Origin of the sequence: Pseudothauera rhizosphaerae (assembly GCF_004801305.1) — a bacterium.
Classification (GTDB): domain Bacteria; phylum Pseudomonadota; class Gammaproteobacteria; order Burkholderiales; family Rhodocyclaceae; genus Pseudothauera; species Pseudothauera rhizosphaerae.
On the sequence record NZ_SSOD01000012.1, the window covers coordinates 24,071 to 50,311 of the forward strand.

Sequence of the window (26,241 nt, forward strand, 5' to 3'; positions counted from 1 at the left end):
TCCGAGTCGCCCGTGAGTACCTCTGAGTACGCATCCTCGCCCTCTGTCGAGTTCCTCTATCAGGACAACCACAACTGGCTGCAGAACTGGTTGCGGCGGCGGCTGGGTTGCGCGGCGGAGGCGGCCGACCTCGCTCACGACACCTTCGTTCGGCTGCTCCGTTCGCCGCAGCGTTTTGACAGTCAGCCGGAAGTGCGGGCTTACCTGCGCGTTGTCGCCAACGGCCTGTGCGTCGACCTCTGGCGCCACCGCGAAGTCGAGCGCGCCTGGCTCGAAACCCTGGCCGTGTTGCCGGAGGCCCAGGCACCGTCGCCAGAGGATCAGCACATCGTATTGCAGGCCCTGCGGGAGATCGACGCCATGCTGTGCAGCCTGCCGGCCAGGGCCGCCCGCGCCTTGGTGCTGTCCACCGCCTGCGGCATGACATACCAGGAAATTGCCCGTGAACTGGGCGTCAGTTCGCGCACGGTGGGCACCTACGTCACCCAGGCCATGCTCCACTGCATGCGGCTCGAAGCCGCCACGCTGGTCGGGCAGGGCGCCGGGCAGGCATGAACGCCATCCTGCCGGGCCTGCGCACGCCCAGCCACGAGGCCATGGAACAGGCCGCCACCTGGTTTTCGCTGCTTCAGTCGGGCAATGCCACCGACGCCGACCGCGCCCGTTGGCAGGCCTGGCTCGCCAGCGGCGACGAAAGCCGGGCCGCCTGGGCCTTCGTCGAACGTGTCGGCCAGCGCTTCGCCCCCCTGCAGGCCACCCCCGTGCCGCGCCTCGCCGCCGATGCCCTGCATGCCGCCGGCAAGCGTCTGTCCAGACGCCGTTCCCTGCTGCTCGGCATCGCCGCCATGGCCTGCAGCGGCGGCCTGCTCGGCTGGGCCGTCCGGCAGCAGGCCGGTTTGGCCGACCCGCTGCTCGCCGGCTTTGCCGACCACCGCACCGCCACTGGCGAACGGCGCGACGTCGTCCTAGCCGATGGCACCCAGGTCTGGATCGCCAGCGCCAGCGCCTTCGACCAGGACTACCGCGCCGACCTGCGCCGCCTGCGCCTGCGCAGCGGTGAGCTCCTCATCCGGACCGCCGCCGACAAGGGGCGGCCCTTCGTGGTCGACACCGCCCATGGGCGGCTGCGCGCCCTCGGCACCCGCTTCAACGTCCGGCTGGACGACGCAGGCGGCACCCGGCTCGCCGTCTATGAAGGCGCGGTGGAGGTCACGCTGGCCCAGGGTGCCGGCAGCATCGTGGTCGAAGCGGGGCAGCAGGTCCGCTTCACTGCCGACCGCCTGGAAGAAATGGCAGCGGCGGACCCCGCCCGCCAAGCCTGGTCGCGTGGCATCCTGCTGGCGCAGGATCTGTCTCTGGCGCAGGTCGTCGAAGAACTCCGCCGCTACCGCCGCGGCCACATCGCCGTGGCGCCGGAAGTCGCCGGCCTGACCGTGCTCGGCAGCTACCCCCTGGATGATTTCGACGGCACCCTGGCCATGCTCCAGCAGACGCTGCCCATCCAGGTGCGCCAGCCGCTGCCCTGGTGGACCACCATCGAAGCCCGCGCCCGCTGACCGTAGCCGGCCGGGAACCGCGCCGGCACAGACTCCCAGAGCTTTCGAAAAAATTTTCGAAGAAAACTTCCACATTTTTCGCCCTCATCCGGTTTACCCGTCGAGGACACGCAAGTCGCCTTGTGCGCCACCCGCCTTGCCGGGCGGAGGCGTGCATGTAGCCACTGCCGCCAGCCCGCGCATCCGCACCGGATGCAAGGCCTGTCAGGCACCCGCCAATCCCGTGTCGAGACCTGCAGCGCCGAAGGCGGGCAGGTTCCGGCATGCGGGCGCTGACGCGTTCCGGTCCGCTGCTTGAACCAATCCGACCGAAAAGGGGTAAGTCACGTGTTTCGTCATCCAGAACCGCAAGCCGCACATGGCAGCCAGGCACCGCGCCTTGCCTTGCGTCCCGCCGCAGTCGCCATCCACCTGCTGCTGGCCGGTGTCGCCGCCGGCGGCTGGGCCGGTGCCGCCCAGGCGCAAACGCCTGCAGCCGCCAGTGCCCGCAGCTACGACATTCCCGCCGGGCCGCTGAGCTCGGTGCTGACCCGTTTCCTGGGCGAATCCGGCGTGCTGCTCACCGGCAGCACCGACCTGGCCCAGGGCAAGCACAGTCCCGGCGTTCAGGGCGAGCTGACACCCGACGCCGCCCTGGCGGCGCTGCTGGCCGGTACCGGCCTGCGGGCGGTGGCGGATGCGCAGGGGCGGTACGTGCTGCAGCCAGCGCCGGTGCTTGACCCCAGCGGGGAGGTGCGATTGCCCACGATCACCGTTCAACATAAACGTGAATTCCGTGTTTCCAAAGGCGCCACCAATCTGCCCATGGAGATCAAGGACACGCCACAGTCGATCAGCACGATCGACCAGGAAACCTTGCGTGACTTCGGCGTCAGCAACAGCAACGATGCGCTGCGTCTCGGTACCGGCGTCAACGTCGAGGAGTGGGAGACCAACCGTACCGGTTACAACGCGCGCGGCTTCGATGTCATGCTGACGCAGATCGACGGTCTGGGGATGACCAACGACTGGGGTCTTGTCGAAGGCCAACTGGACACCTTCCTGTTCGACAAGATCGAACTGATTCGCGGAGCGAACGGCCTGCTCACCGGCGTCGGCAACGCCTCGGGCACGATCAACTTCGTCCGCAAGCGGCCCACCAACAAGGACGGCGGCGAAATCCAGCTCACTGGCGGGTCCCATGACCTCAAGCGCCTGGCCCTGGACTACAACAAGGTGCTCTCTCAGGATGGCCAGTGGGCAGGCCGACTGGTCGTGACACACGAGGACAAGGACTCGCACCTGCGCGCACTCCACGACGAGCGCACCGCCTTTTACGGCGTCGTCGAAGGGCAGATAGGTCTCGACGGGGTGCTGACCCTGGGCCTGACCTACCAGGATTCCAAGCAGCGCTCACCGATGTGGGGCTCGCTGACGCTGCCCTATGCCGACGGTACGCTCGCCAATTTCGATGTTTCGGCCTCGACCTCGCAGGACTGGACGCGCTGGAACAACCGGTCGTACAACGCCTTCGTCGAGTACTCCCACATGCTGTCGCCCGACTGGGAGGCCAAGGCGACCTACAGCCACACCAAGGGTAACGGTGCCACCAAGCTGTTCTACGCCTACTCCCTCACCGGCTACCTGAACGATGACAACACCGGCCTGGTCGGCTGGCCATATCGCAGCAAGAGCGAATCGCAGAGCGACATCCTCGATCTCTCCCTCACCGGCCGTTTCGATGCCTTCGGCCGTCAGCACGAAGCGGTGTTCGGCTTGAGCCATTCGAAGCAGACGAGTCTGACCTATTCTTACGCCGGCGCCACCTTCCCCGTAATGCCGGCGTTCCCGTATGCCGGCGACGTCTATGCGGAACCCGACTGGGGCGCCAAGAGCGTCGCATCGGACGGCGACCAGGACATCACCCGCCTGTACGCTGCAACCCGTCTGGCACTGACCGACAAGCTCAAGGGCATCATCGGCATCAACGCCATCCGCCTCAAGCGCGACGGGACCGCGATCTACGGCGGCGGCACCAACCTCGACAACGAAACGACCGAGAAGGCCAGCCCGTATGTCGGGGTGACCTATGACATCACACCGGACCTGCTGGCCTACGCCTCGTACTCGGATATCTTCCAGGCCCAGGATCAGCGCGACGTCAATGGCGCGTACCTCGCGCCGATGAAAGGGGTCAACGCCGAGGCCGGCATCAAGGCCGAGTGGCTGAATCGCACGCTGCTGACCACCTTTGCCGTTTTCAGCGCCAAGCAGAAGGGACTGGCAACCATTGCAGGCTTCGACACCGTCGCCCAGCAGAATTACTATGAACCGAAGGACGTGAAGTCGCGTGGTTTCGAGATCGAGGCCACCGGCCGCATCAGCGCGGATACCCAGCTCACGGCCGGGTTCACCTTGCTCAGGCTGACGGGAGATGATGGCAAGGACATCTACGAATGGGTACCGCGGCGTACGCTGAAACTCCGCGCCGACACACGCGTTCCGATGCTGCCCAAACTGCGGGTGGGCTCGGGGGTGCGCTGGCAGTCCGATGTCTCCAAGACCGGTGGCGCGTGGCAGGACGCATATGTTCTCGCCGACGCCTTCGCGGCCTACGAGTTGAACGACAAGGCCACCCTGCGCCTGAACATCAACAACCTGTTCGACAAGAAATACCTGCGGACGGTCCAGTACGGTGCGATCTACGGCGCATCCAGGACCATGTCGATCTCGCTCGACTACAAGCTCTGACCAAGGCGCCGGGGGCAGACCCGTACGACTGCCGATTCCTGCCCCCGGTTACCCGCGTCACGTGGAGACTTTCCGATGCCGGTAATGACTGATGACTGACCCGTCGCCTCGAGACGCAGCCCTGCCGCATGGCCCCGGGCCGCACGCCGCCCTCCGGGGACGTACGCGCCCGTCCATCCTCCACCGCGTCGCCGCCGCGCTGCTGGGCGGCTACGCCTTCACTTGGGGCTTCACCACGCTGGGGGTGGCGGGGCTGGTGGCGCTGGGGGTCGATTTCCACGAGGCCGAGACGGCGCTGCTGCTGCTCGCCTTTCTGGTCTTCCTGTCCCTGTTCCTCTGGGCCTTCGCCGCCGCCAGCCTCGTCCGCGTGTGGGCGGTGCTGGGCGGCGGGGCGGTGTGCATGACCGTCGCCGCCTTGGCTTTGCAGCGGGTGCTGCTGACATGAAAGACCGTTTTCTCAATCGCATGGCTTGGCTGCACACCTGGTTCGGCCTGGTGCTGGGCTTCGTGCTGATGGCCGCCTTCTTTTTCGGCGCGCTGTCGGTGTTCGACCGCGAGATCGACCGCTGGGCGATTCCCGAGACACGCTTCGACCCGCAGCCGATGCCGAGCTTCGACGCGGTGTTGCAGCCGGTCTATGCGCAGCTCAGACCCCACCCGGACGACATGGTGGCGACGCAGCAGCGCGTCATCGGGCCGCTGCCGCACCCGGACACGCTGCCCATGTCCTCGCTCTGGGCCTACACCACGCACCGCGACCCGGTGCTGCGCATCGGTGCGGAGTTCGATGTGCCCAACAAGCTGAAGGATGATGCCGACGAGCACGCCCATGTGCATGGCTGGGCGACCATCGATCCGCGCTCGGGCCGCTTCCTGGCCGACGACAAGCTCAAGATCGGCAGCGACTGGTTCTACCCCATGCATTACGGCCTGAACTGGTCGTGGATGAACCTGGGCTACTGGCTGGTCGGCCTGGCCGGTTTCACCATGCTGGCGGCGCTGGTGACCGGGGTCATCATGCACCGCAAGATATTCCGCGAGTTCTTCACCTTCCGGCCCTGGAAGCGCACCCAGCGCAGCGCGCTGGACCTGCACAACCTGACCGGGGTGGTGGCGCTGCCTTTCCACTTCTTCTTCGCCTTCACCGGCCTGGTGATCTTTGCCGGCTCGCTGTACTTCCCGGTTGGTCACACCTTGCTCAAGCCGCTGCACAAGCAGCACGAGGTGCTGGAAGCGCAGCGCACCGGCTTGCCGCATGAACCGGCGGGCATCGCCGCGCCGCTGGCTTCGGTCGATGCGATGGTGCTGGAAGCCAAGCGCCGCTGGGCGGCGCGCGACATGCCGGGTGAGGTGGGGCTGCTCAGCATCGAGCATCTGGGTGACGCCAACGGCTACGTCAGCCTGTATCGCGCCGGCAGCGATCAGGTGGCGCTGGTCGGGCAGGCCATCCACTTCAAGGCCAGCACCGGCGAAGTGCTGCGCGAGGAACCGCCGCCCGGCGCGGTGGGCGGCATCAACGAATTCCTCACCGGCCTGCACCTGCAGCATTTCGAACACTGGCCCCTGCGCTGGCTCTATGTGCTGGGCGGGCTCCTGGGTTGCGTGTGCATCGCCACCGGCTTCATCTTCTTCGTCGAGAAACGCAAGCGGAAGCATGCCGAGAGCGGCAGCCAGGGCAGCCGCATCGTCGATGCGCTGGCGGTCACGACGGTGACCGGCATGATGATCGCCGCCGTCGGCATGCTGGTGATCAATCGCCTGTTGCCCGCCGATCTGGCCGGCAAAGTGGATTGGGAGAAACTGGCCTTCTGGGGCTGCTGGATGCTGGCATTGGCGCACGCGCTGTGGCGCAGCGCGCCGGTGGCCCGGGCGCGCATGAACCCGGCGTGGCGCGAGCAATGCTGGGGGATCGCCGTGCTGGCGGTGTCCGCGGTCGGGCTCAACTGGCTGACCACCGGCGACCATCTCATCAAGACGATGTCTGGCGAACCCTACTGGGCGGTGGCGGGCGTTGATCTCAGCCTGCTGGCCACCGCCGGCATTGCCGCCTGGTCGGCGCGCAAGCTCGCCCGGCGGGAACAGACGCCCGTGGCACCGATGGCGACGGAGGTGGTCCATGGCTGAAGCGCTGGCCTTGTGCCTGGCGGTACTCTTCTCCCTGACCGGCATGGGCTGGCTGGCGCTCAGCCTGGAGGTGCATTGGCGGCAGATACTTGGCCGCAAGGCCGCATTGACCACGGCAAAGGCGAATCGGCTGCGCCTGGCTGGCTGGGCGAGCCTGCTGCTCTCGGCGGCGTTCTGTTTCATCGCTGACCGGCCATCGATGGCCAGCCTGGTCTGGGTCATGCTGCTGGCGGGCGCCGCCACCTCGATTGCCCTGCTGCTCGCCTGGCGGGCGCACTGGCTGCGGGTGCTGGTATTGCCGGCATGGCGGCGGCGCACCGAATACCGGCGAAGCTCGCGGAAACATGGCGATTAGCGGGCAGATGCGATGAGACGACACGGCATCGGATAAGCGCGCGAAGAGGCTCGTCCGCCGTAAAATCGGCACTTACGGGCAAACCGCGACGAGGAACCGCCATGTGCCAACTGCTCGGCATGAACTGCAACGTGCCGACCGACATCTGCTTTTCCTTCACCGGCTTCCAGGCGCGCGGCGGGTTGACCGACCACCACCGCGACGGCTGGGGCATCGCCTTCTTCGAGGGGCGCGGGGTGCGCGTCTTCCTGGACCCCAAGCCCAGCGTCGATTCGCCGGTGGCCGAACTGGTGCGCCAGTATCCGATCCACTCGCTCAACGTCATCGCCCACATCCGCAAGGCCACGCAGGGCGAGGTAAGGCTGGAGAATACCCATCCGTTCCAGCGCGAACTGTGGGGGCGGTACTGGATCTTCGCCCACAACGGCAATCTGAAGGACTTCGCCCCCGCCCTCAGCGGGCGCTTCCGCCCGGTCGGCTGCACCGACTCGGAACTCGCCTTCTGCCACATCCTCGACACCCTGGCGCAGCGCTTCCCGGACGCGCCGCCCACGCCGGCGGCGCTGTTCGAGGTCCTGGCCGGACTGGCCGGCGCCATCGCGGCGCACGGGGAGTTCAACTTCCTGCTCTCCAACGGCGAACGCCTGTTCGCCCACTGCGCCACGCGGCTCACCTACATCGTGCGCCAGGCGCCCTTCGCCGATGCGCATCTGAACGACCAGGACGTCACCGTCGATTTCAGCGAACTCACCACGCCGGCGGACCGGGTCGCGGTGATCGCCACCACGCCGCTGACCGACAACGAACGCTGGGAGGCCATCCCGCCCGGCACGCTGATCTCCTTCAGCCAGGGCGCGCCGGAGGAAACCGCCGCGACCGGCGCGAGCGCGGGCGCCGCCGAAAAGGTCACGGAGCGGCGTTGATTGCCCTTCTGCCGCATATCCGGGCGGCGTACAGTTCCGATTGAGAACCCAGCGCAGGAGACTGCCAGCATGACCTGCCCCTTGTGCGCCGGCACGGACGAAAGCGTGATCTGGGAAGACTCGCTGTGCCGCGTCATCGCCGTGGCAGATGCCGACTACCCGGGGTTCTGCCGCGTAGTCTGGCACGAGCACGTGGCCGAGATGAGCGACCTCGCCCCGCCGCTGCAGCGCCACCTGTTCAACGTGGTGATGGCTACCGAGATCGCGCTGCGCGAGGCGATGCGGCCGGACAAGATCAACCTGGCCAGCTTCGGCAACGTGGTGCCGCACCTGCACTGGCACGTGATCCCGCGCTTTGCCGACGACCGCCATTTCCCGCAGTCGGTGTGGGGCGCGCCCCAGCGCGACGGTGTTCCGCGCAGCGCACCGGACCCGGCTGAACTGGGCGAGGCCGTACGCCGCACCCTGGCCGAACTGACGGCCGGCTGAGCACGAGGCGATGCCGCGCGCGGACCTCGCCAGATACGGAGAACCCATGGACTACCGCAACCCCGCCGAGTGCCTCGCCGAGCTTCCCAAGCTGCATCCGCTGGACGTGGACGCCACCCATGCGACGCTGTCGGCGATGGTCGCCGGGCTGCTCGATGCGGTGCCGGCCGCCAACCAGCACCTGGAAGTGCTCGAGGCGGCACGCGAACAGATCGCCCTGGTGCAGGCCGAATACGCCCGCCGCTACGCGGCCCAGCCGCTGCCGCCCGACAGCGAGGAAAACAACGTCCTGCAGTCGGTGGTGGCGCTGTGGCTCGGCATGGCGCGCTCCTACGCACAGATCACGCGCCAGGACGCCCCGCACGGCACGCTGGCCGAACAGTTGCCTCTGCTGATCCAGCGCCGCCTGCAATACACCGGCCTGGCCATCCTCGAATACCTGCGCGCCCACCGCGCGGTGCCGCGCGGCTACTGGGCCGACCTGCACGAGTGCTTCGTGATCGCCGAGCAGAGCGGCAAGCTGCGGGTACGGGTCAGCGACCCGCTCAACGACGTATGGCACGCGCAGAGCGCCCTCGAAGCCTATGTGGGCGTGCTGCTGGTGGATCTGGGCAACCCCTTCGCGCGCGCCGAACGGGAGTTCAACCTGATCTGCAAGTGGGCGCAGCGCTTTGCACCCTACTGTGACATTTCGGCCGACGCCGATCCGGCCCGGCACCAGACCTATGCGCTGGATCTGACCCTGGACCATGCCCTGCGTCCCATCGGCGTGCTCACCGCGTCGGCCAGCCTGCGCCGCTTCGACGGCAGCCGCCTGTCCGGGCAGATCCAGGCCGTTTTCGGCCAGCTCAAGCAGGGCGTCAGCCCGGCCTCGCTCGGCCTGGGCTCCGACTGCCCGGCCGCCACCGCCGCCCGCCTCCTCGTCTCCCTGTACCGCCCGTGGGGCCTGGCCTCCGCCGGACGCCGCTTCCCGCGCCGCGGCGCGCGGGGAACCGCGTCGGTCTGCGGCGACTGGCTGGCGATCGGCTACCACGTCGCCGGGCAGGTGTTCGAGCAGCCCAAGGCACTGGACGGCATCAAGAGCCTGCGCAGCGACATCAGCCTGATGACCTTCGGCGAGCGTGCGCCCGAGGTCGAGCACCCGCGCACCGCGGCCGAGCGCGAACGCCGCGCCGAGGAACTGGGTTTCGCCTGCGTGCACTGGCAGGTCGCGGACCAGTCGGTCACCGGCTTCCGCCTCACCCAGTTGCAGGAACACGAGCGCCTGGAGCATCACCAGCTCATCGGCATCCGCCCGCCCGACAGCGACAACTTCCTGCTCGCCCGCATCAGTTGGCTGATGTATCGCAACGACGGCGTGATGGAGGCCGGCGTCCAGGTCCTGCCCGGCCTGCCCGAGGTTCTCGCCGCGCGCATCCTGACCCTGCACGTGGGCAACCGCACGCCCTACAGCCAGGCCTTCCTGGTGCCCGGCACCGAGGCGCTGAAGACGCCGGACACGCTGGTGCTGCCCCACGGCTGGTTCCAGCCCAACCGCGTGATCGAGGTGTTCCGCAACGAGCGGCTGGCGCAATACCGCCTGCTCAAGGCGCTGCTGCAGGGGCCCAACTTCGATCAGGTCAGCTTCGAGATATCGGCGCCGAACCACGGCCCGAACGGCTTCAGCCAACAGCCAGGCGGGCGTTCGGAAAGCGTGCGCTGAAGCGGCTGCCCTTGCCCAGGGCGCTCTCGACCTGCAGCTCCGCCTGGTGGCGGGTGAGGATGTGCTTGACGATGGCCAGCCCCAGGCCGGTGCCGCCGGTCTCCCGCGAACGGCCCAGGTCCACGCGGTAGAAGCGCTCGGTGAGGCGCGGCAGATGCTCGGCCGCGATGCCGATGCCGGTATCCTCCACCGCGAACTCGCCGCCCTGCCCGTCGCGCCGCCAGATCAGGCGCACCTTGCCGCCCTCCGGCGTGTAGCGCACCGCGTTGCTCGCCAGGTTGGCGAAGGCGCTGTGCAGTTCCTTCTGACTTCCGAGCAGCACCCCGTCGCCGTCGATCTGCAGCGTGACCTCGTGGCGGCCGGCCGACAGCAGGTCGGTCTGCTGATGCACCTCGCGCAGCAGGCCGGCCACGTCCACGCGCTCCTCGGCCGGTGCGGGCGCGCCGGTTTCGAGGGCGGACAGGGTCAGCAGGTCCTCGATCAGGTGCTGCATGCGCGAGGACTGGTCGTGGGCGAGCTTGAGGAAGCGCTCGATGTCCTCGCGGGAATAGTCGTTCCAGCCGTCGAGCAGGGTTTCCAGGAAGCCGCTCACGACGGTCAGCGGCGTGCGCAGTTCGTGGGAGACGTTGGCAACGAAGTCGCGGCGCATGGTCTCCAGCTTTTCGAGTTGGGTGATGTCGCGCGACACCACCATCTTCTGCTCCTCCCCGAAGGGGATGACCTGCACCAGCAGGGTGAGCCCGCCCCGCCTGGCCGAGGCCATGACCAGCGGCTCGGCATAGTGGCCGGAAGCGAGATAGCGGGCGAATTCGGGCTGGCGCACGAGGTTGGTGACCGGCACGCCGAGGTCGGTGGCGTGATCGAGGCCGAAATGCTGCTCCGCCCGGTGGTTCACCCATTCGATCACGTCGTGGGCGGACAGATAGAGCACGCCGTCGGGCATGGCCTGGCTGGCCTCGCGGAAGCGCTCGAGGGAGGCCGACAGGCGTTCGCGCATGTCGTAGGCGAGGCGCGAGCGCCGCGCCAGATCGGCGAACACGAAACCCCACATGCCGAACGCACGCGGCACCGGGGTGCCGATGGGCTCGCGGGTCCACAGCGCGAGGCTCTGCAGGTTGCGCAGGTGGTGCCAGCCGAGCAGCAGCAATGCGCCGACCAGCACCGCCAGCGCAGCCTCGACGCCGGCGACCAGGCCGGCCACCAGGCCCAGGCCGGCCAGCAGCGCCAGCGTGCCCAGCGCACTGGCCCAGATGTAGCGCACCGACCGGATAGCCATGCTCAACTCGAACGAGATGGATCGGCGGATTATCGCACGGCGTCGGCGGGGTCTACCTGCGCCGAGAAGCGGTAGCCGCTGCCGCGCACGGTCTGGATCAGGCGGTCGTGGCCGCCCGCTTCGAGCGCGCCGCGCAGGCGGCGGATGTGCACGTCCACCGTGCGTTCCTCGACGAACACGTGGTCGCCCCACACCTGGTCCAGCAGTTGCGCACGCGAGTGCACGCGCTCCGGGTGGGTCATCAGGAAGTGCAGCAGGCGGAACTCGGTCGGCCCCAGCGCGAGCGACTGCTCCCCCGCCGTCACGCGGTGGGTCACCGGATCGAGGCGCAGGCCGCCCAGTTCCACCGCATCCTCGGTCACCTGCGGCGCGCGGCGGCGCAGCACGGCCTTGATGCGCGCGACCAGTTCGCGCGGGCTGAACGGCTTGGTGATGTAGTCGTCGGCACCGGTCTCCAGGCCGGCCACCTTGTCCTGCTCCTCGCCGCGGGCGGTGAGCATGATGATGGGGATATCCCGGGTGCGCTCCTCGGCCCGCAGCCGGCGGGCGAAGTCGACGCCGGACATGCCGGGCAGCATCCAGTCGAGCAGCACCAGATCGGGCAGCGCGTCGCGCACGATGCGCTGGGCGGTCTCCGCATCGGCCGCACGCACCACGTGGTGGCCGGCGCGGGCGAGGTTGGCGGCGATCAACTCCTGGATCGCCGGTTCGTCTTCCACGAGCAGAATGTTGGCTGGCATGGCTGGGCTCCGTTTGACCGCGGCCAGTGTATTGCGGCTATTTGAATGTTTGATGACAAGTCACGGGACTGCAACAGCTCTGCAGCGCTGGTGCCACGATCTGCACAAAAAGGGCGGCGGCCGATTCGGGTATGATTGTGCCCTCCGACCGGAAGCGCCCACCATGGCAGGACTCGACCAGAACACGCCGACCCCCACGGGCATCACGCTGCATCGCGCCAGCCGCATCCTGGAAATCTCCTTCGACGACGGCAGCACCTTCCGCCTGCCGTTCGAGTTCCTGCGCGTGTATTCGCCCTCCGCCGAGGTGCGCGGCCACGGCCCGGGGCAGGAAGTGCTGCAGCAGGGCAAGCGCGACGTGGACATCCTCGGCCTGGAGCCGGTGGGCAACTACGCTGTCAAGCCGGCGTTCTCGGACGGCCACGACAGCGGCCTGTACTCCTGGGACTACCTCTACGACATCGGCCGCCGCCATGAAGCGCTGTGGCAGGAATACTTGGCGCGCCTCACCCGCGAGGACGGCAGCCGCGACCCGGCCGATGTGCCGCCCCCGCCGCCCGAGGGCGGCTGCGGTCACCACCACTGATTCCCGCGGCCGCCGCCCGGCCGCCCCAAGGCTTCGACCATGAACGACAAGACCACGCACTTCGGCTTCCAGACCGTCGCCGAACATGAGAAGCACAAAAAGGTCGCCGAGGTGTTCTCCTCGGTTGCCGGCAACTACGACATCATGAACGACCTGATGTCCTTCGGCCTGCACCGGCTGTGGAAGGCATTCACGATCCAGGTTTCCGGCGTGCGCGAGGGCGACCGGGTGCTCGACGTGGCCGGCGGCACGGCCGACCTGTCGCTCGCCTTCGCGCGCCGCGTGGGCCCCACCGGCCAGGTGTGGCTCACCGACATCAATCACGCCATGCTCTCGCGCGGCCGCGACCGCGTGCTCGACCGGGGCTACGCCCTGCCGGTGGCCCAGTGCGACGCGGAAAGGCTGCCCTTCCCCGACGATCACTTCGACTGTGTGACGGTGGCCTTCGGCCTGCGCAACATGACCCACAAGGACGCGGCGCTGGCCGAGATGCGCCGCGTGCTCAGGCCCGGCGGGCGCCTGCTGGTGCTCGAATTCTCCAAGGTATGGAAGCCGCTGGAGCCGGCCTACGACCTGTATTCCTTCAAGCTCCTGCCCTGGCTCGGCCATAAGGTGGCCCAGGACGCCGACAGCTACCGCTACCTCGCCGAATCCATCCGCATGCACCCCGGCCAGGAGGAACTGAAGGCGATCATGGAACGAGCCGGCCTGTCCAGGGTCGATTACTTCAACCTCACGGCCGGGGTCGTCGCCCTGCACCGTGGCTACAAGTTCTGAACCGAGAGAAGAGAAACCCGACCGATGAAGAAATTCCTGCTTTCCCTGATCGTCACCGTGTTCACCGTGGGCGTCGCCATGCCCGACGCCGAAGCCAGGCGCCTTGGCGGCGGCGGCAGCTTCGGCATCCAGCGCCAGGCCACGCCCGCGCCCCGCGCGCCGGCCACTGCCCAGACGCCGCCCCGCACCCAGCAGGCGGGGGCCGCACCCAACGCGGCCAAGCCCCGCTCCTCGTGGATGGGGCCCATCGCCGGCCTCGCCGCCGGTCTGGGGCTGGCCGCGCTGTTCTCCCACCTGGGTCTGGGCGAGGAGTTCGGCTCGCTGGTGCTGATGCTGCTGCTCGTGGGCGGCGCTTTCCTGCTGTTCCGCATGCTCACCCGCCGGCCGGCCGACAGCGCCCGCCTGCAGTACGCCGGCGCCGGGCGGACTGATCCGCAGGCCGCCCCCGCAGCCCAGTTCGAAGCCGTGCGGACGCCGGCCGGCGAATCCTCCGCCCTGCCCGCCGATTTCGACGCCGCGGCCTTCGCCCGCGAGGCCAAGGTGCAGTTCATCCGCCTGCAGGCCGCCCACGACGAGGGCAACCTGGACGACATCCGCGCCTTCACCACCCCCGAAGTGTTCGCCGAAGTGCGCATGCAGATCACCGAACGGGGCGGCGCAGTTCAGCGCACCGACGTGGTCGAACTCGACGCCCAGGTCGTGGAAGTGGCCCAAGAGGCCGGCCAGTACATCGTCGGCGTGCGCTTTTCCGGCCTGCTGCGCGAGGAGGCCGACGCCGCGCCGCAGCCCTTCGACGAGATCTGGCATCTGACCAAACCGGTGGACGGGAGCCGCGGCTGGGTCATCGCCGGCATCCAGCAGGTCAGCTAAACTCGCAGCATCACGTCTGCCGGAGCAGGGGCGGCACAGCCGCCCCTTGTCTTTTCCATGATCGAAAACGCCTTCATCCCGGTCTTCAATCACCTGCTCGCCGCAGCGCCCTGGGCGCGCGAGCGCCTGCAGCCCCACGCCGGCCTCGTCGCGCGCCTCGATGTGGCACCCGTATCGATCGGCTTCTCGGTGGACACCCACGGCCTGCTGCAGGCCGACGCCGCCGAAACGCCCGACGTGGTGCTGAGCATCCCGCTGACGGCGGTGCCCCAGTTCGCGCTCGGACGCTACGACGAGGCGATGCGCGCAGTGCATCTGCAGGGCAACGCGGAATTCGCGGATGCGCTCGGCTTCGTGTTCCGCAACCTGCGCTGGGATGCGGAGGAGGACCTCGCCCGGGTGGTGGGCGACGTGGCCGCCCATCGCATCGCGGCCGGCGCACGGGCGCTGGGCGAGGTGCCGCGCCAGATCGCCGACAAGGCCGGTGCGAATCTCGCCGAGTACCTGACCGAGGAGCGCGCGCTGCTCGTGGCGCACCCCGCGGCGAAGGGTTTCGACGACGATCTGCGCACCCTGCGCGATGCGCTGGCGCGCCTGGCCAAGCGCATCGAACGCCTCGAAGGCGGCCATACCGGCAAACGCTGAGCCCCCGCAACGCACAAACAAAAAAGCAGCCCGCAGGCTGCTTTTTCTTTGTGACGCGCTTGCGGGCTCAGTGGCCGCGCTTGCGCAGCTTCTGGATCGCCGCCAGTTGCGCGATGGCTTCGGCCAGTTCGGCCTGGGCCTTCGCGTAGTCGAGTTGCGAGCTCTTGTTCGCCATGGCCTCTTCGGCCTTCTTCTTGGCGTCCAGGGCCTTGGCTTCGTCGAGGTCGCGGCCGCGGATCGCGGTGTCGGCGAGCACCGTCACCAGCCCCGGCTGGACTTCGAGGATGCCGCCGGCGACGAAGACCAGTTCGTCGTCGGTCTGGTTCGGCACCTTCACCCGCACCGCACCCGGCCTGATCCGGGTCATCAGCGGCATGTGGCCGGGCAGGATGCCCAGTTCACCCGCTTCGCCCGGCAGCGCGACGAACTCGGCCAGCCCGGAGAAGATCTGCTCTTCCGCGCTGACGATGTCGACATGTACCGTCATAGCCATAGTGTTTCCTTTTCAGTTCCGCGCGGCGCGCGCAGGCGCCGCGCGGGCGGGCGGATTACTGGAGCTTCTTCGCCTTCTCGATGGCCTCGTCGATGTTGCCGACCATGTAGAAAGCCTGTTCCGGCAGGTGGTCCAGGTCGCCGCTGACGATCGCCTTGAAGCCGGCGATGGTGTCCTTCAGCGAGACGTACTTGCCCGGCGAGCCGGTGAACACTTCCGCGACGTGGAAGGGCTGGGACAGGAAGCGCTGGATCTTGCGCGCCCGGGCCACCGCCAGCTTGTCGTCCGGCGACAGTTCGTCCATGCCCAGGATCGCGATGATGTCGCGCAGTTCCTTGTACTTCTGCAGGGTCTGCTGGACCTGGCGGGCGACGTTGTAGTGCTCCTCGCCGACCACCAGCGGGTCCAACTGGCGGCTGGTGGAGTCGAGCGGATCGACCGCCGGGTAGATACCCAGCGCGGCGATGTCGCGGGACAGCACGACGGTGGAGTCCAGGTGGAGGAAGGTGGTGGCGGGCGACGGGTCGGTCAAGTCATCCGCCGGCACATACACGGCCTGGATGGAGGTGATGGAACCCACCTTGGTCGAGGTGATGCGCTCCTGCAGGCGGCCCATTTCTTCCGCCAGCGTCGGCTGGTAGCCCACCGCGGAAGGCATCCGGCCCAGCAGCGCGGACACTTCGGTACCGGCCAGGGTGTAGCGGTAGATGTTGTCCACGAAGAACAGGATGTCGCGGCCTTCGTCGCGGAAGCGCTCGGCCATGGTCAGGCCGGTCAGCGCCACGCGCAGGCGGTTGCCCGGGGGCTCGTTCATCTGGCCGAACACCATCGCGACCTTGTCCAGCACGTTGGAGTCCTTCATCTCGTGGTAGAAGTCGTTGCCCTCGCGGGTACGCTCGCCCACGCCGGCGAACACCGACAGGCCCGAGTGCTGCTTGGCGATGTTGTTGATCAGCTCCATCATGTTCACTGTCTTGCCCACGCCGGCGCCGCCGAACAGGCCGACCTTGCCGCCCTTGGCGAACGGGCAGATCAGGTCGATGACCTTGATGCCGGTTTCGAGCAGTTCCACGGACGGGGACAGTTCGTCGAACTTCGGCGCCTTCTGGTGGATGGCGCGCAGCTCGTCGGTCTCGATGGGGCCGGCTTCGTCGATCGGACGACCCAGCACGTCCATGATGCGGCCCAGCGTGCCGTGGCCGACCGGCACCGAGATCGGCTTGCCGGTGCCGGAAACCTTCATGCCGCGGCGCAGGCCGTCGGAGGAGCCCAGCGCGATGGTGCGCACCACGCCGTCGCCGAGTTGCTGCTGGACCTCGAAGGTCAGGCCAGCCTCGGCGAAGGAGTCGGCGGCATCCTCGAGCTTGAGGGCGTCATACACCTTGGGCATCGCATCGCGGGGGAACTGGATATCCACCACGGCGCCGATGCACTGAACGATCGTTCCTTGACTCATCGTCGTTTCCTTAAATCAATAATCCGTTACACCGCGGCGGCGCCGCCCACGATTTCCGACAGCTCCTTGGTGATCGCAGCCTGGCGGGTCTTGTTGTAGACCAGCTGCAGCTCACCAATGACGTTCTTGGCGTTGTCGGAAGCGGCCTTCATCGCCACCATGCGCGCACTCTGTTCCGAAGCCATGTTCTCGGCGACGGCCTGATAGACCAGCGCCTCCACGTAGCGCACCAGCATCTCGTCGATGACCACCTGAGGATCCGGCTCGTACAGGTAGTCCCACGAACCTTCGGGCGTACCGAGCTTGTCGCCGGTCAGCGGCAGCAGTTGTTCGAGCACCGGTTCCTGCTTCATCGTGTTGATGAAGCGGGTGTAGGCGATGAACACCGCGTCGATCTCGTCGTTCTGGAAGGCGTCGAGCATGACCTTGACCGGCCCGATGAGCTTTTCCAGGTGCGGGGTGTCGCCCAGATGCACGACGTGCGACACGACCTTGGCACCGACCCGCTGCATGAAACCGAGGCCCTTGTTGCCGATGCAGCAGGCACGGACTTCGGTGGCACCGTTGGTCTCCCAGTCCTTCATGGCGTTGATCGCCACGCGCTGGATGTTGGTGTTCAGGCCGCCGCACAGCCCCTTGTCGGTGGTCACCAGGATCAGCCCCACCCTTTTCACCTGGTCCTTGCGGACCAGGAAGGGGTGCTTGTAGTCGGTCACGTTGGCCTGGGACAGGTTCGCGGCGAGTCGGCGGATCTTTTCGGCATAGGGGCGGGCCGACCGCATCCGGTCCTGCGCCTTGCGCATCTTGGACGCGGCCACCATCTCCATGGCCTTGGTGATCTTGCGCGTGTTCTGCACGCTCTTGATCTTGGTACGGATTTCCTTACCGCTAGCCATATTCCGTCTCCGTCCGCGGCCTCAGGCCCAGCCCTTCTTGAACTCGGCGATCGCGGCAGCCAGAGCCTTCTCGCCGTCGGCGTCGAGCTCCTTCTTGCTGAGGATCGAGGAGACCAGATCAGCGTTCTTGGACTTGACGTGACCCAGCAGCGCGGCTTCGAAGGCCAGCACGCGGTTGACCTCGACGTCGTCGAAGTAGCCGTTGTTCACCGCGTACAGCACGATGGCCATCTCGGCGATGGACATGGGCGAGTACTGGGCCTGCTTCATCAGTTCGGTGACGCGGCGGCCGCGTTCGAGCTGCTTGCGGGTCGCGTCGTCCAGGTCGGAGGCGAACTGCGCGAACGCAGCCAGCTCGCGGTACTGGGCGAGGTCGGTACGAATGCCGCCGGAGAGCTTCTTGATGACCTTGGTCTGGGCGGCGCCGCCGACGCGGGACACCGAGATACCGGCGTTGATCGCGGGGCGGATGCCGGCGTTGAAGAGGTCGGTTTCCAGGAAGATCTGGCCGTCGGTGATCGAGATCACGTTGGTCGGCACGAAGGCGGACACGTCGCCGGCCTGGGTTTCGATGATCGGCAGGGCGGTCAGCGAACCGGTCTTGCCCTTGACCTCGCCGTTGGTGAACTTCTCGACGTAGTCGGCGTTCACGCGCGCGGCGCGCTCCAGCAGGCGGGAGTGCAGGTAGAACACGTCGCCCGGATAGGCTTCGCGGCCCGGCGGACGGCGCAGCAGCAGGGAGACCTGGCGGTAGGCCCAGGCCTGCTTGGTCAGATCGTCATAGACGATCAGCGCGTCCTGGCCGCGGTCGCGGAAGTACTCGCCCATGGTGCAGCCGGCGTAAGCGGCCAGGTACTGCATGGCGGCCGATTCCGACGCGGTGGCGGCGACGACGATGGTGTATTCCAGCGCGCCGTTTTCTTCCAGCTTGCGCACCACGTTGGCGACGGTGGAGGCCTTCTGGCCGATGGCCACGTACACGCAGTACATGTCCTGGCCCTTCTGGTTGATGATGGCGTCCACGGCCACGGCGGTCTTGCCGGTCTGGCGGTCGCCGATGATCAGCTCGCGCTGGCCGCGGCCGATCGGCACCATGGAGTCCACCGACTTCAGGCCGGTCTGCACCGGCTGGGAGACGGACTGGCGGGCGATGACGCCCGGCGCGACCTTCTCGATCTTGTCGGTGAGCTTGGCGTTGATCGGGCCCTTGCCGTCGATGGGCTGACCCAGCGCGTTGACCACGCGGCCGATCAGTTCGGGGCCGACCGGCACTTCGAGGATGCGCCCGGTGGCCTTGACGGTGTCGCCTTCGGTGATGTGCTCGTATTCGCCGAGCACCACGGCGCCCACGGAATCGCGCTCCAGGTTCAGCGCGAGGCCGAAGGTGTTGCCGGGGAACTCCAGCATTTCGCCTTGCATGACGTCGGTGAGGCCGTGGATACGGGTGATGCCGTCGGTGACGGAAACCACCGTGCCCTCGTTGCGCTTCGTGGCGGCGAGCTGCAGGTTCTGGATCCGGCTCTTAATCAGATCACTGATTTCAGAGGGGTTGAGTTGCATGGATGTATGCTCCTAGTTCTTTAGCGCAGCGGCCATGTTCGCGAGCTTGCCGCGTACCGAGGCGTCGATGACTTCGTCGCCGACCGCGATGCGGACCCCACCGATCAGTTCGGGGTCGATGCTGACCTGGATGTCGAGCCTGGACTTGAAGCGGGCTTCAAGGTCGCTCTTCAGGTTGGCCAGCGTGGCATCGTCGAGCGGGAAGGCGGAGGCGATCTGCGCCTCCTGGACGCCCTCATGTTCGTTCTTGAGCTGAACGAACAGGTCACGGATCTCCGGAAGCAGTTGCAGGCGTTCGTTGGCCACGAGGACACGGACGAAATTCTGCAGTTCGGCGGACAGGCCTTCCCCCGCCAGATCGAGCACCAGCTTGATCAGTTGGTCATCGGTCAGCTTGGGGTCGGCGATACACGCCCGCAGTTGCGGATCGGCAGCGAGTGCCGCCAGCCGATCCAGTGCTTCCGACCAAGGCCCCAGCGCACCTGCCCCGCGGGCCAGCTCGAAGGCGGCATCCGCATAGGGGCGCGCGATGGTGACGTTCTCGGCCATGACTTATTGCAGTTCCTGTTTCAGGTTGGCGAGCAGCTCGACGTGGGCCTGGGCGTTGATTTCCTTGCGCAGGATGCGCTCGGCACCGGCCACGGCCAGCGCGGCGACCTGCTCGCGCAGGGCTTCCTTGGCGCGCTGGGCGGCGGCACCGGCTTCGGCTTCGGCGTCTTCACGGGCCTTGGCGATCAGGCGGGCGGCTTCGGCTCGGGCGTCGTCGATGAGCTTGGCGGCCTGCTTCTCGGCGGCCGCGCGCGTGTCACCCGCCGATTCGCGGGCCTTGCGCAGTTCTTCGACGACCTTCTTCTCGGCCAGCACGAGGTCGGCCTTTGCCTTGTCCGCAGCCGCAAGCCCGTCCGCGATCTTCTTCGCGCGCTCGTCGAGTGCCTTCACGATCGGCGGCCACACGAATTTCATCGTGAACCAGCCGAGGATGAAGAACACAACGAGCTGAGCGATCAGGGTTGCGTTCAGATTCACTGTTCTGTTCCCTCGGTGAGGTTAAGAGGACGAACCGAACCGATCAGAGCTGGAACGGGTTGGCGAAGGCGAACATCATGGCGATACCGACACCGATCAGGAACGCGGCGTCGATCAGACCGGCCAGCAGGAACATCTTGGTTTGCAGCGCGTTCATCAGCTCGGGCTGACGGGCGGAGGCTTCGAGGTACTTGGAACCCATGATGCCGATGCCGATACATGCACCGATGGCACCCAGACCGATGATCAGACCGGCGGCCAGCGCAACGAAACCCAGAACGTTTTCCATGACGACTCCTTGCTTACAGGTAGGTGAGTTTAAAAACCAGGTACAACAAAAACGAAATCTTAGTGGCCTTCGTGGGCCTGACCGATGTACACCAGGGTCAGCATCATGAAGATGAAGGCCTGCAGGGTGATGATCAGGATGTGGAAGATGGCCCAGATGGTGCCGGCGACCACGTGGCCCAGGAAGCCGAACACGGTGGCGGTGGAACCCAGCAGCGCGATCAGGATGAAGATCAGTTCGCCGGCGTACATGTTGCCGAACAACCGCATGCCGTGGGAGATGGTCTTGGCCAGGAACTCGATGATCTGCATGGCGAAGTTCACCGGCCACAGCAGCGGATGGGCACCGAAGGGCGCGGTGAAGAGTTCGTGCACCCAGCCGGAAACGCCCTTGATCTTGACGTTGTACCAGAGGCACAGCAGCAGCACGCCGCAGGACATGCCCAGCGTCGCCGACAGGTCCGCGGTGGCGACCACGCGCTGGTAGGCGTGATGCGGATCTCCGCCGCCGGCGGCGTAGATCCATTCCCAGACGCGCGGCAGCAGATCGACCGGCAGCAGGTCCATGGCGTTCATCAGGAAGATCCAGACGAAGACGGTGAGCGCCAGCGGGGCAACGAAACGGCGCGACTCGGCGCTATGCACGATGCCCTTGGCCTGGTCGGCCACCATGTCGACGAGCAGCTCGACGATGGCCTGGAAGCGCCCCGGCACGCCGGAGGTGGCCTTGCGCGCCGCCAGCCACAGCAGGAAGACGGTCAGCAGGCCGATGGAAAGGGAATAGAACATCGTGTCCAGATTGATCACGGACCAGTCGACGATGTTCTTCTGCGCGTGCCCCGTGTTGTTGAGGTGCGTCAGGTGGTGGACGACGTATTCGGATGCGGTGGGAGCGTTTCCAGCCATGGTCAGGTCTTTACCAAAAATGCAAACAAGTTCGCTTTAAGTGCCAGAATCAGCGCGATCAGCAGGGCGCCCCAATGGGCGTCCGGATACAGCGCCAGACCCAGCATCAACAATCCCACGATCGACGCAACCTTGACGAGTTCGCCGACGACGAAGGCGGCGACATGGGTCGTTGCGCCGCGCCGGGCCAGCGCGGCCAGGCGCAGGGCGAACAACCAGCTCGGAATCACCACCGACAGGCCACCCAATGCCGCGGAGACCGCGCCGCGCTGCCCGAAAAAAACGGCCCCGATGGCCGTTGCGAGGAGGGTTGCGCCAAGCTGCAGTAGAACCGCCTTCAGCATGTGCCTTGCCGGTGCGCGAGGAGCCGCGCCACCGCTTCGAAAATCCGGGCAATACTAGGGGTTAACCGTAACAAAGTCAAACCGCCGATGCGGTGCAACATGATCCGGCCGGGACGGTCATGCGTCTTATATATGACCATGAAATGCCCCCCCATTCAGCCATCTCGCCCGGCCGGGCAAAATTCCCATATCCATCACATGGTTATTCAGGGGATGCCTATTGCCTCAGCCTGGCGAGCAGGCCGTCGAGCTGATCCAGATCGGCGAAGCGGATGGCCACCTCGCCCACGCCCTTGCGGTTGGCCTTGATCTTCACCGTGGCGCCGATGGCGTCGGAAAGCTCCTCCTCCAGGCGCAGCAGGTCCCTGTCCGGCGGTGGCGCGGCTTTCTTCTGGCGCGGGTTGAGCGTGTGCTGCACCAGGCGCTCGGTCTCGCGCACCGACAGGCCGCGGGCGGCCACGTGGTTGGCGAGCTGGATCTGGTTCGCGCCGTCGAGCGGCAGCAGTGCGCGCGCGTGGCCCATGTCGATGTCGCCGGCCATCAGCAGTTCCTGCACCGGCACGGCGAGATTCAGCAGGCGCAGCAGGTTGGACGCGGCCGGGCGCGAGCGCCCCACCGCATCGGCCGCCTGCTGGTGGGTCATGCCGAACTCGTCGATCAGGCGCTGGATGCCGCCGGCCTCTTCGAGGGGATTCAGGTCTTCGCGCTGGATGTTCTCGATCAGCGACATGGCCAGCGCGGCCTCGTCCGGGATATCCCGCACTAGGCAGGGCACGTCCGCCAGCCCGGCGATGCGCGCGGCGCGCCAGCGCCGTTCGCCGGCGATGATCTCGTAGCGCGGCGAGCCATCCACCGCCGGCAGCGGCCGCACCAGGATGGGCTGCATGACCCCCTGGGCCTTGATCGAGGCCGCCAGCTCTTCCAGCGAACCGGGGTCCATGCGCGTGCGCGGCTGGTACTTGCCGGGCTGCAGCAGTTCGGCCCGCAGGGTCTGCAGTTCGCCCTGTTCAACGTCGTCGTCGCGGTTGGCGGCCAGCAGCGCATCCAGGCCGCGGCCCAGGCCTTTGAGTTTAGGTGGGGTCATGGCGGTGTCGGTCTTTCGGTTAGAGCGTCTTGACCCGCTCGATCATCTCTTCCGCGAAGGCCATGTAGGCCTGCGCACCCTTGGCGGACTTGTCGTACACCACGCCCGGGATGCCGTGGCTGGGCGCTTCGGCCAGGCGCACGTTGCGCGGCACGATGGCGCGGAACACCTTGTCGCCGAAGTGGCCTTCGAGCTGGGCGGAGACTTGCTGCTGCAGGGTCATGCGCGGGTCGAACATGACGCGCAGCAGGCCGATGATCTTCAGGTCGCGGTTGAGGTTGGCGTGTACCTTCTTGATGGTGTTTACCAGGTCCGAAAGCCCTTCCAGTGCGTAGTACTCGCACTGCATGGGGATGATGACCCCGTGGGCGGCGCACAGGGCGTTGAGCGTCAGCATGGACAGGGACGGCGGGCAGTCGATGAGCACGAAGTCGTAGTCCGCGTCGAACTCCCGCAGCGCGTCGCGCAGGCGGCCTTCGCGCCGCTCCAGGTCCACCAGTTCGACTTCGGCTCCGGCCAGGTCGCGGTTGGCCGGCAGGATGTCGAAGCCGCCGGTGGGCGAGGCGGTGCGCGCCTCGGCCAGGCCCGCCAGGCCCACCAGCAGGTGGTAGACGGACTTTTCCAGCGCGCGCTTGTCCACGCCGCTGCCCATGGTGGCGTTGCCCTGGGGGTCCAGGTCCACCAGCAGCGTGCGCTGGCCGGCCTGGTGCAGCGCGGCGGCGAGATTGACGCTGGTGGTGGTCTTGCCGACCCCGCCTTTCTGGTTGGCGACACAGAAGATGCGAGCCATTCAGTCCTCTTTGCGATCCCGTTGCAGGATGATCAGGTGGCGCTCCGCGTCCAGCCCGGGCACCGCCAGCCGGTGGATGGCGGCGACCTGCCAGCCGGCCGGCAGGCGGGCAATTTCCTCGGCAGGATACACGCCCTTCATGGCGAAGATGCGCCCGCCGGGCGCCACTAGGTGGCCGGCCAGTTCGACGAACAGGGCCAGTTCCGCGAAGGCGCGCGAGATGACGCCGTCGAAGGGACGATCCGCGGCGAGCTTCTCCACCCGCTGGTTTTCCACCCGGAAGTTGGCGAGCCCGAGTTCGATCTTCGCCTGTTGCTGGAAGGCGGCCTTCTTGTTCACCGTCTCCACGGACACCACTTCCAGTTCCGGGCGCACGACGGCGAGCGCGATGCCCGGCAGGCCGGCACCGGAGCCGATGTCCGCCAGGCGTTCGACGCCCGCCAGATGCGGCAGCACCGCCAGCGAATCGAGGAGGTGGTGGGTCACCACCTCCTCGGGCGCGCGCAGCGCGGTGAGGTTGTAGACCCGGTTCCATTTCAGCAGCAGCTCGCCGAAGGCGATCAGCCGCTCTTGCGTTCCGGCCGGCAAATCCAGACCGAGGGCCGCCAGCCCTTTGGCCAGTTGGCCGCGGTACGGCTCAAGCACGCTCATGCGGACTTGCGCCCGTCGTCGTCGGCACCCCGCGCGGCCAGTTCCCGGCGCTTGAGCCACACCAGCAGCAGGGAGATGGCCGCCGGGGTCACGCCCTGGATACGGCCCGCCTGGCCTATGGTCTCCGGCCTGTGGGCGCTGAGCTTCTGCTGCACTTCCTTGGAGAGCCCGCGCACCTGGGCATAGTCCAGGTCGGCCGGCAGGCGGGTGGCCTCGGCCTGCAGTTGTTTCGCCACCTCGTCCTGCTGGCGGTCGATGTAGCCCTGGTACTTGGCGGCGATCTCGATCTGCTCCACCACCTGGGGGTCGGTCTCGGCTTCTGCCGGCGAGCCGGGCAGGCTTATCAGGCCGGCATAGGTGGTCTCCGGGCGGCGCAGCAGCTCGAAGTAGCGCTGCTCGCGCTCCAGGGGTTTGCCCAGCACGCGCATCTGCTCGTCCGCGGGAATCGCCTCGGGCCGCGCCCAGGCGGCCTTCAGTTGCGTGGTGCCCCGCTCGATCGCCTCGCGCTTGGCGCAGAAGGCGGACCAGCGCGCGTCGTCCACCAGACCCAGTTCGCGGCCCTTTTCGGTGAGGCGCAGGTCGGCGTTGTCCTCGCGCAGTTGCAGGCGGTACTCGGCGCGGGAGGTGAACATGCGGTAGGGCTCGGACACTCCGCGGGTGATGAGATCGTCCACCAGCACGCCCAGGTAGGCCTCGTCCCGGCGCGGGCACCAGGGCCCGCGGCCCTGCACCTGCAGCGCGGCGTTGGCGCCGGCGAGCAGGCCCTGGGCGGCGGCTTCCTCGTAGCCGGTGGTGCCGTTGATCTGGCCGGCGAAGAAAAGCCCGGCGATGGACTTGGTTTCCAGCGAGGACTTGAGATTGCGCGGATCGAAGTAGTCGTACTCGATGGCGTAGCCGGGGCGCAGGATGTGGGCGTTCTCCAGGCCGCGGATGGAACGCACGATGGCCAACTGCACGTCGAAGGGTAGCGAGGTGGAGATGCCGTTGGGGTATATCTCGTGGGTCGCCAGCCCTTCCGGCTCCAGGAAGACATGATGGCTGTCCCTGTCGGCGAAGCGGTGAATCTTGTCCTCGATGGACGGGCAGTAGCGCGGCCCCACGCCCTCGATCACGCCGGAATACATCGGCGAACGGTCGAGATTGGCGCGGATGACGTCGTGGGTGCGGGGATTGGTCTCCGTCATCCAGCACGGCAGTTGCGCCGGGTGCTGGCCGGCGTGGCCGAGGAAGCTGAACACCGGCACCGGATCGTCGCCCGGCTGCACCGTCATCACGGAAAAATCGATGCTGCGCGCGTCCAGGCGTGGCGGCGTGCCGGTCTTCAGCCGCCCCTGGGGCAGCTTCAGTTCCTTCAGGCGCTGGCCTAGCGAGATCGCGGGGGGATCGCCCGCGCGGCCGGCGGAATAGTGTTCCAGGCCGACGTGGATCAGGCCGTTGAGGAAGGTGCCGGCGGTCAGCACCACGGCCGGCGCCTCGAAACGCAAGCCGATCTGCGTCACCACGCCGGTAACCCGGTCGCCCGCCACGGTGAGGTCGTCCACCGCCTGCTGGAACAGCCACAGATTGGGCTGGTTCTCCAGCCGCTTGCGGATCGCCGCCTTGTACAGCACCCGGTCGGCCTGCGCCCGCGTGGCGCGCACCGCCGGGCCCTTGGAGGCGTTGAGAATGCGGAACTGGATGCCGCCCTCGTCGGTGGCCGCCGCCATGGCGCCGCCCAGGGCATCCACCTCCTTGACCAGGTGCCCCTTGCCGATGCCGCCGATCGACGGATTGCAGCTCATCGCGCCCAGCGTCTCGATGTTGTGCGTGAGCAGCAGGGTGCGGCAGCCCATGCGGGCCGCGGCCAGCGCAGCCTCGGTCCCGGCGTGGCCGCCGCCGACCACGATGACGTCGAAACGGGTGGGGTAGAGCATGCTGCGCTCCGCGCTTCCGGGCTGGGAAAGGCGGGCGATTCTACGCCGTTGCGGCGCAAAA

The 26,241-nt window shown here is 67.3% G+C and carries 28 protein-coding genes; 13 read left to right on the forward strand and 15 right to left on the reverse strand.

Annotated elements, in window-relative coordinates:
• The first annotated feature begins 12 nt into the window (after nucleotides 1-12).
• The 9 genes from E6O51_RS14585 (at nucleotide 13) to E6O51_RS14625 (ending at nucleotide 9,879) form a co-directional block, all read left to right on the forward strand.
• A complete protein-coding gene (locus tag E6O51_RS14585) occupies nucleotides 13-555 on the forward strand; it encodes a sigma-70 family RNA polymerase sigma factor (RefSeq protein ID WP_136385736.1) in 543 nt (180 codons plus the stop codon).
• A complete protein-coding gene (locus E6O51_RS14590; RefSeq protein ID WP_136385737.1) occupies nucleotides 552-1,556 on the forward strand; it encodes a FecR domain-containing protein in 1,005 nt (334 codons plus the stop codon). The genes E6O51_RS14585 and E6O51_RS14590 overlap by 4 nt, the downstream gene beginning before the upstream one ends.
• Nucleotides 1,557-1,850: 294 nt before the next feature.
• Entirely contained in the window at nucleotides 1,851-4,286 is a 2,436-nt protein-coding gene (locus tag E6O51_RS14595) for a TonB-dependent siderophore receptor (protein WP_136385738.1), read from the forward strand.
• Nucleotides 4,287-4,377: 91 nt separating this feature from the next.
• Nucleotides 4,378-4,731 (forward strand): iron uptake protein, encoded by a 354-nt coding sequence (locus E6O51_RS14600; protein WP_211091420.1) that lies wholly within the window; start codon nucleotides 4,378-4,380, stop codon nucleotides 4,729-4,731.
• The gene (locus tag E6O51_RS14605) at nucleotides 4,728-6,410 is read left to right on the forward strand and encodes a PepSY-associated TM helix domain-containing protein (RefSeq protein ID WP_211091421.1); all 1,683 of its coding nucleotides are present in this window, start codon (nucleotides 4,728-4,730) and stop codon (nucleotides 6,408-6,410) included. The genes E6O51_RS14600 and E6O51_RS14605 overlap by 4 nt, the downstream gene beginning before the upstream one ends.
• Entirely contained in the window at nucleotides 6,403-6,765 is a 363-nt protein-coding gene (locus E6O51_RS14610; protein WP_136385739.1) for a DUF3325 domain-containing protein, read from the forward strand. Before E6O51_RS14605 ends, E6O51_RS14610 begins: the two co-directional genes overlap by 8 nt.
• A 101-nt stretch (nucleotides 6,766-6,866) precedes the next feature.
• On the forward strand, nucleotides 6,867-7,688 hold the full coding sequence (locus E6O51_RS14615) for a class II glutamine amidotransferase (protein ID WP_136385740.1): 822 nt from the start codon (nucleotides 6,867-6,869) through the stop codon (nucleotides 7,686-7,688).
• 69 nt (nucleotides 7,689-7,757) lie between these two features.
• Nucleotides 7,758-8,177 carry an HIT family protein gene (locus E6O51_RS14620; RefSeq protein WP_136385741.1) on the forward strand — a complete coding sequence of 140 codons (420 nt, stop codon included), beginning with the start codon at nucleotides 7,758-7,760 and terminating at the stop codon, nucleotides 8,175-8,177.
• A 46-nt stretch (nucleotides 8,178-8,223) separates the two neighbouring features.
• Nucleotides 8,224-9,879 carry a hypothetical protein gene (locus tag E6O51_RS14625; protein WP_230976806.1) on the forward strand — a complete coding sequence of 552 codons (1,656 nt, stop codon included), beginning with the start codon at nucleotides 8,224-8,226 and terminating at the stop codon, nucleotides 9,877-9,879.
• Here E6O51_RS14625 and phoR read toward each other — a convergent pair.
• Both phoR and phoB read right to left on the reverse strand, forming a co-directional pair.
• A complete protein-coding gene (gene phoR / locus E6O51_RS14630; protein ID WP_136385742.1) occupies nucleotides 9,839-11,155 on the reverse strand; it encodes a phosphate regulon sensor histidine kinase PhoR in 1,317 nt (438 codons plus the stop codon). The genes E6O51_RS14625 and phoR overlap by 41 nt on opposite strands.
• A gap of 29 nt (nucleotides 11,156-11,184) precedes the next feature.
• Nucleotides 11,185-11,895, reverse strand: coding sequence for a phosphate regulon transcriptional regulator PhoB (gene phoB, locus E6O51_RS14635; protein ID WP_136385743.1), 711 nt, complete (start codon nucleotides 11,893-11,895; stop codon nucleotides 11,185-11,187).
• Nucleotides 11,896-12,058: 163 nt separating this feature from the next.
• On the opposite strand from phoB, the gene E6O51_RS14640 reads away from it, so the two are divergent.
• From E6O51_RS14640 to E6O51_RS14655, 4 genes are read left to right on the forward strand one after another with little or no spacing between them, the layout of a single operon-like run.
• Nucleotides 12,059-12,481, forward strand: coding sequence for a gamma-butyrobetaine hydroxylase-like domain-containing protein (locus E6O51_RS14640; protein ID WP_136385744.1), 423 nt, complete (start codon nucleotides 12,059-12,061; stop codon nucleotides 12,479-12,481).
• Between the two features lie 39 nt (nucleotides 12,482-12,520).
• Nucleotides 12,521-13,258 (forward strand): bifunctional demethylmenaquinone methyltransferase/2-methoxy-6-polyprenyl-1,4-benzoquinol methylase UbiE, encoded by a 738-nt coding sequence (gene ubiE / locus E6O51_RS14645; protein WP_136385745.1) that lies wholly within the window; start codon nucleotides 12,521-12,523, stop codon nucleotides 13,256-13,258.
• 24 nt (nucleotides 13,259-13,282) lie between these two features.
• Nucleotides 13,283-14,128 (forward strand): Tim44 domain-containing protein, encoded by an 846-nt coding sequence (locus tag E6O51_RS14650; RefSeq protein ID WP_136385746.1) that lies wholly within the window; start codon nucleotides 13,283-13,285, stop codon nucleotides 14,126-14,128.
• Nucleotides 14,129-14,185: 57 nt separating this feature from the next.
• Nucleotides 14,186-14,773 carry a ubiquinone biosynthesis accessory factor UbiJ gene (locus tag E6O51_RS14655; RefSeq protein WP_136385747.1) on the forward strand — a complete coding sequence of 196 codons (588 nt, stop codon included), beginning with the start codon at nucleotides 14,186-14,188 and terminating at the stop codon, nucleotides 14,771-14,773.
• A 67-nt stretch (nucleotides 14,774-14,840) separates the two neighbouring features.
• Here E6O51_RS14655 and E6O51_RS14660 read toward each other — a convergent pair whose 3' ends face one another.
• From E6O51_RS14660 to mnmG, 13 genes are all read right to left on the reverse strand, one after another.
• Nucleotides 14,841-15,266, reverse strand: coding sequence for a F0F1 ATP synthase subunit epsilon (locus tag E6O51_RS14660; RefSeq protein ID WP_136385748.1), 426 nt, complete (start codon nucleotides 15,264-15,266; stop codon nucleotides 14,841-14,843).
• A gap of 55 nt (nucleotides 15,267-15,321) precedes the next feature.
• A complete protein-coding gene (gene atpD / locus E6O51_RS14665; protein ID WP_136385749.1) occupies nucleotides 15,322-16,722 on the reverse strand; it encodes a F0F1 ATP synthase subunit beta in 1,401 nt (466 codons plus the stop codon).
• 26 nt (nucleotides 16,723-16,748) lie between these two features.
• A complete protein-coding gene (gene atpG / locus E6O51_RS14670; RefSeq protein WP_136385750.1) occupies nucleotides 16,749-17,618 on the reverse strand; it encodes a F0F1 ATP synthase subunit gamma in 870 nt (289 codons plus the stop codon).
• A gap of 21 nt (nucleotides 17,619-17,639) precedes the next feature.
• Complete coding sequence (gene atpA / locus E6O51_RS14675) at nucleotides 17,640-19,178, reverse strand: F0F1 ATP synthase subunit alpha (protein ID WP_136385751.1); 1,539 nt, start codon at nucleotides 19,176-19,178, stop codon at nucleotides 17,640-17,642.
• 12 nt (nucleotides 19,179-19,190) lie between these two features.
• Entirely contained in the window at nucleotides 19,191-19,727 is a 537-nt protein-coding gene (locus E6O51_RS14680; RefSeq protein ID WP_136385752.1) for a F0F1 ATP synthase subunit delta, read from the reverse strand.
• Nucleotides 19,728-19,730: 3 nt separating this feature from the next.
• Nucleotides 19,731-20,204 (reverse strand): F0F1 ATP synthase subunit B, encoded by a 474-nt coding sequence (locus tag E6O51_RS14685; protein WP_136385753.1) that lies wholly within the window; start codon nucleotides 20,202-20,204, stop codon nucleotides 19,731-19,733.
• A gap of 43 nt (nucleotides 20,205-20,247) precedes the next feature.
• Nucleotides 20,248-20,493, reverse strand: a complete 246-nt coding sequence (atpE, locus tag E6O51_RS14690) for a F0F1 ATP synthase subunit C (RefSeq protein ID WP_002925444.1) — start codon at nucleotides 20,491-20,493, stop codon at nucleotides 20,248-20,250.
• A 59-nt stretch (nucleotides 20,494-20,552) separates the two neighbouring features.
• Entirely contained in the window at nucleotides 20,553-21,398 is an 846-nt protein-coding gene (gene atpB / locus E6O51_RS14695) for a F0F1 ATP synthase subunit A (protein ID WP_136385754.1), read from the reverse strand.
• Nucleotides 21,399-21,400: 2 nt separating this feature from the next.
• A complete protein-coding gene (locus tag E6O51_RS14700) occupies nucleotides 21,401-21,742 on the reverse strand; it encodes an ATP synthase subunit I (protein ID WP_136385755.1) in 342 nt (113 codons plus the stop codon).
• A gap of 217 nt (nucleotides 21,743-21,959) precedes the next feature.
• On the reverse strand, nucleotides 21,960-22,826 hold the full coding sequence (locus E6O51_RS14705) for a ParB/RepB/Spo0J family partition protein (protein ID WP_136385756.1): 867 nt from the start codon (nucleotides 22,824-22,826) through the stop codon (nucleotides 21,960-21,962).
• A gap of 19 nt (nucleotides 22,827-22,845) precedes the next feature.
• Nucleotides 22,846-23,616: a ParA family protein gene (locus tag E6O51_RS14710; RefSeq protein WP_136385757.1), complete on the reverse strand. Its 771-nt coding sequence runs from the start codon at nucleotides 23,614-23,616 to the stop codon at nucleotides 22,846-22,848.
• The gene (gene rsmG / locus E6O51_RS14715; RefSeq protein WP_136385758.1) at nucleotides 23,617-24,267 is read right to left on the reverse strand and encodes a 16S rRNA (guanine(527)-N(7))-methyltransferase RsmG; all 651 of its coding nucleotides are present in this window, start codon (nucleotides 24,265-24,267) and stop codon (nucleotides 23,617-23,619) included.
• On the reverse strand, nucleotides 24,264-26,180 hold the full coding sequence (gene mnmG, locus E6O51_RS14720; RefSeq protein ID WP_136385759.1) for a tRNA uridine-5-carboxymethylaminomethyl(34) synthesis enzyme MnmG: 1,917 nt from the start codon (nucleotides 26,178-26,180) through the stop codon (nucleotides 24,264-24,266). Before mnmG ends, rsmG begins: the two co-directional genes overlap by 4 nt.
• Nucleotides 26,181-26,241 lie beyond the last annotated feature (61 nt).